7 protein-coding genes are annotated in these 8,156 nt (G+C 70.3%); 3 read left to right on the top strand and 4 right to left on the bottom strand.

Going from position 1 to position 8,156, the window contains the following annotated elements; translation table 11 throughout:
- Positions 1–93: 93 nt before the first annotated feature.
- Positions 94–1,878 (top strand): GMC family oxidoreductase, encoded by a 1,785-nt coding sequence (locus tag AB0J04_RS44505; protein ID WP_363174429.1) that lies wholly within the window; start codon positions 94–96, stop codon positions 1,876–1,878.
- A 119-nt stretch (positions 1,879–1,997) separates the two neighbouring features.
- On the opposite strand, the gene AB0J04_RS44510 is transcribed toward AB0J04_RS44505, so the two are convergent.
- Together AB0J04_RS44510 and AB0J04_RS44515 are read right to left on the bottom strand one after the other, a co-directional pair.
- Complete coding sequence (locus AB0J04_RS44510) at positions 1,998–3,077, bottom strand: LPXTG cell wall anchor domain-containing protein (protein ID WP_363174430.1); 1,080 nt, start codon at positions 3,075–3,077, stop codon at positions 1,998–2,000.
- Positions 3,078–3,722: 645 nt separating this feature from the next.
- Positions 3,723–4,004: a chorismate mutase gene (locus AB0J04_RS44515; RefSeq protein WP_363174431.1), complete on the bottom strand. Its 282-nt coding sequence runs from the start codon at positions 4,002–4,004 to the stop codon at positions 3,723–3,725.
- Positions 4,005–4,364: 360 nt separating this feature from the next.
- On the opposite strand from AB0J04_RS44515, the gene guaA reads away from it, so the two are divergent.
- Complete coding sequence (gene guaA, locus AB0J04_RS44520; protein WP_363174432.1) at positions 4,365–5,945, top strand: glutamine-hydrolyzing GMP synthase; 1,581 nt, start codon at positions 4,365–4,367, stop codon at positions 5,943–5,945.
- Positions 5,946–5,951: 6 nt separating this feature from the next.
- Here the strand turns inward: guaA and AB0J04_RS44525 are convergent, their stop codons facing one another.
- The gene (locus AB0J04_RS44525) at positions 5,952–6,425 is read right to left on the bottom strand and encodes a pyridoxamine 5'-phosphate oxidase family protein (RefSeq protein WP_363174433.1); all 474 of its coding nucleotides are present in this window, start codon (positions 6,423–6,425) and stop codon (positions 5,952–5,954) included.
- Positions 6,426–6,537: 112 nt separating this feature from the next.
- Positions 6,538–7,164, bottom strand: a complete 627-nt coding sequence (locus AB0J04_RS44530; RefSeq protein ID WP_363174434.1) for a hypothetical protein — start codon at positions 7,162–7,164, stop codon at positions 6,538–6,540.
- Positions 7,165–7,274: 110 nt separating this feature from the next.
- Here AB0J04_RS44530 and AB0J04_RS44535 point away from each other — a divergent pair, with 110 nt between their 5' ends.
- A complete protein-coding gene (locus tag AB0J04_RS44535) occupies positions 7,275–8,069 on the top strand; it encodes a class II aldolase/adducin family protein (RefSeq protein ID WP_363174435.1) in 795 nt (264 codons plus the stop codon).
- Positions 8,070–8,156: the final 87 nt, after the last annotated feature.

Here is an 8,156-nt window from a genome sequence, read left to right on the forward strand (position 1 = left end):
CCGGCTCCGCCCGGGCCGCCCCCGGCGGCCGGCCCGCCGCCCCCGCCCCCCCCCGCGGCACTAGACAGGACCTGTTCTCAACGAGGAGACCCCGTGTCCAAGGACGCCTACGACTACGACGTCATCGTCGTCGGATCGGGCTTCGGCGGCTCGGTGACCGCCCTGCGCCTGACAGAAAAGGGCTACACCGTAGGCGTCCTGGAAGCCGGCCGCCGCTTCACCAGGGAGTCGCTCCCCAGGAACTCCTGGGACCTGAAGAACTACCTCTGGGCGCCCAGGCTCGGCATGTACGGAATCCAGCGCATCCACCTCCTGGGCAACGTCATGGTCCTGGCGGGCGCGGGCGTCGGCGGCGGTTCCCTCAACTACGCCAACACCCTCTACGTACCGCCGAAACCCTTCTTCGACGACCCCCAGTGGCGTGACATCACCGACTGGCAGGACGAGCTGAAGCCGTACTACGACCAGGCCCGCCGTATGCTCGGCGTCCGGCTCAACCCGACGACGACCCCCTCCGACGTGCACCTGAAGGCGGCCGCCGAGCGGATGGGCGTCGGCGACACCTTCCACATGGCCCCGGTCGGCGTGTTCTTCGGCGACGGCGAGGACGCCGACGGGAGCGCGAAGGCGAGGCCGGGCGAGCAGGTCGCCGACCCCTACTTCGGGGGCGCGGGCCCGGCCCGCAAGGCCTGCACCGAGTGCGGCGAGTGCATGACCGGCTGCCGGCACGGCGCGAAGAACACCCTGAACGAGAACTACCTGCACCTCGCCGAGCAGGCGGGCGCGGTCGTGCACCCCCTGACGACGGTCGTGTCGATCACGGACGACTCGCAGGGCGGCTACGCGGTCGTCACCCTCCCCACCGACGCGCGGAAGAGGGGGAAGAGCGCGGGCCGGACCTTCAAGGCCCGCCGGGTCGTCCTCGCGGCCGGCACCTACGGCACCCAGACCCTGCTGCACCGCATGAAGGCCAACGGCCAACTCCCTTACCTCTCCGACAGGTTGGGCGAGCTGACCCGTACCAACTCCGAGGCCCTGGTCGGCGCGCAGACCGACGACCGCCGCTATCGCAAGGCCACCGGCGAGGCGAAAGCGGACTTCACGCGCGGCGTCGCCATCACGTCGTCCATCCACCCGGACGACAACACCCACATCGAGCCGGTCCGCTACGGCAAGGGCTCCAACTCGATGGGCGGCCTGTCGATCCTGCAAGTGCCGTACGCGGAGGGCTCGTCGAGGGTCGCGGGCTGGCTGGCGAGCGCCGCCCGCCACCCGCTGCTCGTGCTGCGCTCGCTCTCCAACCGCCGCTGGTCGGAGCGGACCATCATCGGCCTGGTGATGCAGTCCCTGGACAACTCGCTGACGACGTACCTGAAGCCGGCGGGCGTCGGAAAGGGACTGCTCACGGCACGCCAAGGGCATGGCGCGCCCAACCCCAAGCAGATCAGGGCGGCTTCGGAGGCCGCCTCCGCGATCGCCGCGGACATCAACGGCTTCGCCGGGTCCAATGTGGGCGAGCTGATGGGCACCCCGCTCACCGCCCACTTCCTCGGCGGCTGCCCGATCGGCGACTCGCGCGAGACCGGCGTCATCGACCCCTACCACCGTCTCTACGGCCATCCCGGCATCTCGGTCGTCGACGGCGCCGCGGTCTCGGCGAACCTGGGCGTGAACCCGTCGCTCACCATCACCGCCCAGGCCGAGCGCGCGATGTCGTACTGGCCCAACAAGGGCGGGGCGGACCCGCGCCCGGCGCAGGGAGCGGCGTACGAACGCCTGAAGCCGGTGGAGCCGGCCCGCCCGGCGGTGCCGGCGGACGCGTTCGGCGCACTGCGCCTGCCCTTCCTGGGCATCCCCTCGGTCCCGCCCAGGAAGTAGCACCGAGACGCAGCCCGAGAAGCAACCCGAGAAGTGGTCCGAGAAGTGGTCCGGAGAAAAGAGCGAAGGGACCTGCGCCCCCCTCCGAGCGCAGGTCCCTTCGCTGGTCCAGCGGTGCGTTACGCGTGCGTGCCGACCTTGCGGCGACGCGCGACGAACAGCGCGCCCGCACCGGCGACGACGGCGACGCCGCCGACCAGTGAGATCATCGGGAGCGCGGAGCCGGAACCGGTCGAGGCGAGGCTGCCGCTGATCGGCTTGGCGCCGCCCTGGGGCTTGTCGCCGTCGGTGGGCTTGTCACCGTTCGGCGTGGCGTCGTCGACGTCGTCCGTGCTGCTGCCGGCGGCGAGGATGTCGACGTCGTAGAAGTCACCGTTGCCGTAGCAGTCCGAGCCCTCGCCCGCGTAGACGGCCTCGCTCAGCGCGAACGAGGAGCCCGCCGGCGCGGACGCCGCGACCTTGACCCGCAGGTCGAGGGTTGCGGAGGAGCCCTTCTCCAGCGAGTCGAGCAGTCCGACGAAGGAGCCCGTGACGTTGACGGTCTTGCCGTTCTCGTCCTCGTAGGAGTCCTGGTAGGAGTCGGTCCACTTGCCGTCCTCCTTGACCTGGATGACGGCGAGCCCCTCGGACAGCCAGACGTCCGTCTCGTCGCCGTACTCCATCATGGAGTCGATGTAGACGTTCTTCAGGTCCCGGTCGGAGTCGTTCTTGACGACGAACGTGAAGGCGTGCCAGCCGGAACCGGCGACGATCTTGTTCGGCAGGCCCTTGACCTGCGCGGAGAGCTTCTCGTCCAGGTCGAAGGACTCGCAGTCCTGGTACGGGTCGAAGGGGTCCTCGCTCGCGCCGGCCTTGCTCGAGTCGGACGCGGACGGCGACGTGGTGCCGGTCGGCGTGCCGGTCGCGGCCAGGCTGTCCGCATCGGACGGCGAGGAGGCGGAGGAGGTGGCCGAGGCCGACGTGGTGTCGGTCGGGGCGCCGGTCGCGCTCTGGTCGTCGGACGCGGACGGAGTGGTGGTGACCGTCTCCGTCGAGGACGAGGTCGCGCTCGGGGAGGACGTGTCGTCCCCGTCCGCGAAGGCGGCGGGCGCGGACAGCAGCGCGAGCGGCGCTATGACGGCCGTCGCGGCCATGGTGACGATCGTGCGGCGGAGCTTCATGAAGACCTCGGTGGATCCGGTGCGGGAGGCCTTCCTCATATGGGGGTATTGGGAGTGGCCCGTGTTTCGCTAGGTGTGACCGGCGAAGACTGTGAACGGTTGTCCTGAATTCACAGGTTCTTTATGTGGCACGCGTCACAGTCCGGGCGGACGGGGTCGGGCATGACGAAGGGCCTCGCGGGACGGAAACCGCGAGGCCCTTCTTTATCGTCAGCACCGGCGTCAGGGCAGCGCCGGTGCCTGGGAGCGACGCCGGGGGGTTGCGCCGCTGGTCTGGACCTCTGGCAATGGGGTCTGGCAGGGTCTGACAGCTGAGGGAGGGCAACGCAAGACAGTTGCCCGAGGGGGGACTTGAGCCTGTTCGGGGCTTTCTACGCATCGTGCTGGATGAGCGCGGCCCCCGCAACCGTTTGACCCAGCCCTTGTGCATTTTTGCATTTTCCGCCGGTCGGCCCCGGGCGTCCCCGGGGCCGACCGTTCTCTTGGGTGACCGGGCTGCTGTCCCCTGCCGTCCGGTCACTCCTGGAGCGAGGTCCCACGACGCACGGCACGATCCGTGCGCCTCATCGCTCCAGCGAGCCACGCGTGGTTCTTCCGGGCCCGCACCTGGCTGGAACGGACACCAGCACCAACGAAGCGGTTCGCGGGACGGTCACGCGCCGTACGGGTGAGAAGGGCCCGAACTCAGATGCGACCCCGGCACAGTTCGAGCAGCGTCATCGCCAGGGCGGTGCCGGGCTTGCCGAGCGCGTCCCGGTAGTGGCCGAGGATCCCCATCTCGCGGGAGAGGTTCACGCGCCGGCCGCCGGAGGTGATCCGCGCCTCCTGGATGACGGCCGAGACCGCCATCCGTTCCTGGATCAGACCGATGATCCGGTCGTCGAGCGCGTCGATGCGCTCACGGGCGCCGGTGATCACGTCCGCGGCCTCGGGGGTACGGGCGCCGGTCACGTCGGTGGCGGTCATGGGGGCTCCTGTGATGAGTACGAGGTGGGTACGGGATGCCCCGGAGCGACCCGGGAAAACGACAGGCGCCCCGGGCCTTGTCGGCCCGGGGCGCCTGGGAAGTCGCTTGTCAGTTGCTCAAGCAGCACGACCATGGCAGCCGGTGGGCCGGTTGCCATAGGTAAAGACGAAGGACGTGAGCTTGCGCATGGGGGTCAGTATGCCACGACTCCCCGGACGCGGTCCGGGGGTCCGGGGGTCCGGGGAGCCGGCGAGCCGGGCGTCCCGGGGCGGAGCATTCCGTGACGGGACCGTCCGGACGCCCGGCTCGGTAGAATCGACGGTACCCACAGACCCCCGCCCCACCGCCGGAAGGCTCCCGTGTCATCAGCGACTCCTACTGCCGCCGCCCCCGACACCGTCCTGGTCGTCGACTTCGGTGCGCAGTATGCCCAGCTCATCGCCCGTCGAGTCCGCGAGGCGCGGGTCTACAGCGAGATCGTGCCGAGCACCATGCCGGTCGAGGAGATCCTCGCCAAGAACCCGGCGGCGATCATCCTCTCCGGCGGCCCCTCGTCCGTCTACGCGGAGGGCGCCCCGAGCCTCGACCGCGAGATCTTCGAAGCCGGCGTCCCCGTCTTCGGCATGTGCTACGGCTTCCAGCTGATGGCGCAGACCCTCGGCGGCACGGTCGACAACAGCGGCGCCCGTGAGTACGGCCGCACCGACCTCCATGTGTCGAGGACGTCGTCCACCCTCTTCGAGGGCACCCCCGCCGAGCAGGCCGTGTGGATGTCGCACGGCGACGCCTGCTCCGCCGCCCCCGAGGGCTTCACCGTCAGCGCCTCCACGGACGTCGTCCCGGTCGCCGCCTTCGAGAACGACGAGAAGAAGCTCTACGGCGTCCAGTACCACCCCGAGGTCCTGCACTCCACGCACGGCCAGCAGGTCCTGGAGCACTTCCTCTACCGCGGCGCCGGCCTCACCCCGTCCTGGACGACCGGCAACGTCATCGAGGAGCAGGTCGCCGCGATCCGCGAGCAGGTCGGCGACAAGCGCGCCATCTGCGCTCTCTCCGGCGGCGTGGACTCGGCGGTCGCCGCGGCCCTCGTGCAGAAGGCCATCGGCTCCCAGCTGACCTGCGTGTACGTCGACCACGGTCTGATGCGCAAGGGCGAGACCGAGCAGGTCGAGAAGGACTTCGTGGCCGCGACCGGCGTCCAGCTGGTCGTCGTGGACGCGGAGGAGCGTTTCCTCAGCGCGCTCGCCGGGGTCTCCGACCCCGAGGAGAAGCGGAAGATCATCGGCCGCGAGTTCATCCGCGTCTTCGAGCAGGCCCAGGCGGAGGTCGTCGCCGACGCGGGTCCGGCCGTCGAGTTCCTGGTCCAGGGCACCCTCTACCCGGACGTCGTCGAGTCCGGCGGCGGCACCGGCACCGCGAACATCAAGTCCCACCACAATGTGGGCGGCCTGCCCGAGGACCTCGAGTTCCAGCTGATCGAGCCGCTGCGCAAGCTGTTCAAGGACGAGGTGCGGATGGTCGGCCAGGAGCTCGGGCTCCCGGAGGAGATCGTCCAGCGCCAGCCGTTCCCGGGCCCCGGCCTGGGCATCCGCATCGTCGGCGAGGTGACGAAGGAGCGGCTGGACCTGCTGCGCGACGCCGACGCCATCGCCCGCGAGGAGCTGACGGCCGCCGGTCTCGACCGCGAGATCTGGCAGTGCCCGGTGGTCCTGCTGGCGGACGTCCGCAGCGTCGGCGTCCAGGGCGACGGCCGCACCTACGGTCACCCGATCGTCCTGCGCCCGGTGTCCAGCGAGGACGCCATGACGGCCGACTGGTCGCGTCTGCCGTACGACGTCCTGGCGAAGATCTCGACCCGGATCACGAACGAGGTCGCCGACGTCAACCGCGTCGTCGTCGACGTGACCTCGAAGCCGCCGGGCACGATCGAGTGGGAGTAGCAGCTCCTACTTGCGCTTGATCGTGCGCAGGGGGGCACCGGGCTTCCAGACCTGCACGACGAGATACGTCTCGTCCTCGACGTGGGTCCGCACGACCTCCGTCAGCTCGGTGCGGAAGAGGTGGAACGGCTCCGGCGGTTCCACCTCCTCGCTGTATCCGGCCTTCGTCTCGCGGTCCTCGACCTCGATCGCCCGCCCCGCGATCCGTACATCGCCCCCGCCCATGGACTGCCCCTCCCCGGGGTTCGCCTGGAGCGCGAAACGCGGGTCCCGGCGCAGGTCGAGGGCCTTGAGCGAGTCCGGCATCATGCCGAGCCACAGCTCACCGCCGAGGAAGCGGACCTCGATGCCGGTGGTGCGGGGGGAGCCGTCCTTGCGGAGGGTGGCGAGGACATGGTGGGTGAAGGCGCCGAAGCGGTCCTCGGCGGTCGTCGCGAGTTCCGGTTCGGCTGCGGCGAACGCCGCCCAGTTCGATGCCATACACCGAGTCTGACCCCGATACCCGACATCTGCTGTCAGGTATCCGAGAGACCCCGGGTATCCGGCGCATTCGACGTGTCCGGGGTCTTCGAAGTGCCCGGGGCCTGCGAGTTCACGCCGTGTTCGGCACCGGCCGGACGAACCGCTCGCGGCCCGACCCGTCCCGGACCGGCGCGCACCCCGCCGCCGTCAGCCGCTGGGCCAGCTTCGCGCGCCGGCTCGTGTTGATCCGGAGCGAGCCCAGCATGAACAGCGGCATCAGCACGGCCAGCGGGAGCAGGACGGCGTACTTGCCGGTCAGCACGGCCATCAGCAGGAACAGCACCGCGGAGCCCCAGCCGATGGCCAGCAGCTGCTTGCGGTTGGCGGCCGCGCCGAGGGCGTCGTAGCGGATGAGCGCCGTGATCACCTCGACGTCCGCCTGTATTTCGGGGACCGGGGTGAGCGAGCCCAGGTACATGCCCGGCACCGGGCGGCCGGGGCCCGGGTCGGGGAAGGCAGCCGAGTTCGCCGCGGCCCGCTGCCGCGCCCATGCGCCGGGGTCGCGGACCAGCTGGACGTGCATGATGCGGTGCTTGCCGACGAGGCGCACCCTCTCGTACCGGAAGCCGTAGCACTCGGCGACGTAGACCAGCGCGCCGATCGTCTCCAGCTCCGCGAAGGGATGGACGAGCTCGATGTCGTTGCGCGTCGTGATCTGGCGCATGAGGGCGGTGACGTGGCGGTCGGCGAGGCTCAAGATGTACTCCGAAGGTGACGAAAATCGTCATCTTTGCATAACGGCTCTGCCCTTTTGCACTGACCGACGGTAACTTCCGCGTCGTAAAGCCACCCAGTGCTGGAGGACCGATGCACGGGCCCACGCCGCCTGCCCCGCTGCCCACCGACCGGTTGCAGTTCGCGATGCCGCCGATGCACGACTCGGTGGAGGACGAACGCCGGCACCGCAAGGAACGGCTGGCGGGGGCGGTGCGGCTCTTCGGGCGGCTCGGCTTCGAGGACGGCGTCTCCGGACACATCACCGCCCGCGACCCGGAGTTCGACGACTGCTTCTGGGTCAACCCGTTCGGGATGCCCTTCAAGCACGTCACGGTGAGCGACCTGGTGCTGGCCAACGCCGACGGCCAGGTCGTCGAGGGCCGCTACCACGTCAACCAGGCCGCCTTCACCGTGCACGCCCAGGTCCACGCCGCCCGCCCGGACGTCGTCGCGGTCGCCCACTGCCACTCGGTGCACGGCCGCGCCCTCGCCGCGCTCGGCGAACTGCTCGACCCCATCACCCAGGAGAGCTGCGCCTTCTACGAGGACCACGCCCTCTACGACGCCTACACCGGCGTGGCCGTCGATGCGGGGGAGGGACGGCGCATCGCGACCGCGCTCGGCTCCCGCAAGGCGCTCGTACTGCGCAACCACGGGCTGCTGACGGTCGGCGACTCCGTGGACGCGGCCGCCTGGTGGTTCCTGTCGATGGAACGCTCCAGCCAGGTCCAGCTGACCGCGCGGGCGGCGGGCCGGCCCGTCCTGATCGACCACCGGGCGGCCGTGGCGACCCGCGAACAGCTCGGCGGCGACCTCGTGGCATGGATCAACTACCAGCCGCTGTGGCAGGACATCAGCCGCAGCGAGCCGGACCTGTTGAGCTAGTGCCGCGGCAGGCAACGTTCGCCCCGTCGCGACGCCCGGCACGCACTCTCGCCGCACCGGCCGAAAGCCCAAGTACGTCCAGTACGA

This window comes from Streptomyces sp. NPDC050263 (assembly GCF_040655955.1).
GTDB lineage: Bacteria > Actinomycetota > Actinomycetes > Streptomycetales > Streptomycetaceae > Streptomyces.

Excerpts from the sequence above, each read along its gene's own strand:
- AB0J04_RS44510 (WP_363174430.1), bottom strand. The coding sequence starts at position 3,077 with ATGAGGAAGGCCTCCCGCACCGGATCCACCGAGGTCTTCATGAAGCTC.
- AB0J04_RS44515 (WP_363174431.1), bottom strand. The coding sequence starts at position 4,004 with ATGACCGCCACCGACGTGACCGGCGCCCGTACCCCCGAGGCCGCGGAC.
- AB0J04_RS44525 (WP_363174433.1), bottom strand. The coding sequence starts at position 6,425 with ATGGCATCGAACTGGGCGGCGTTCGCCGCAGCCGAACCGGAACTCGCG.
- AB0J04_RS44535 (WP_363174435.1), top strand. The coding sequence starts at position 7,275 with ATGCACGGGCCCACGCCGCCTGCCCCGCTGCCCACCGACCGGTTGCAG.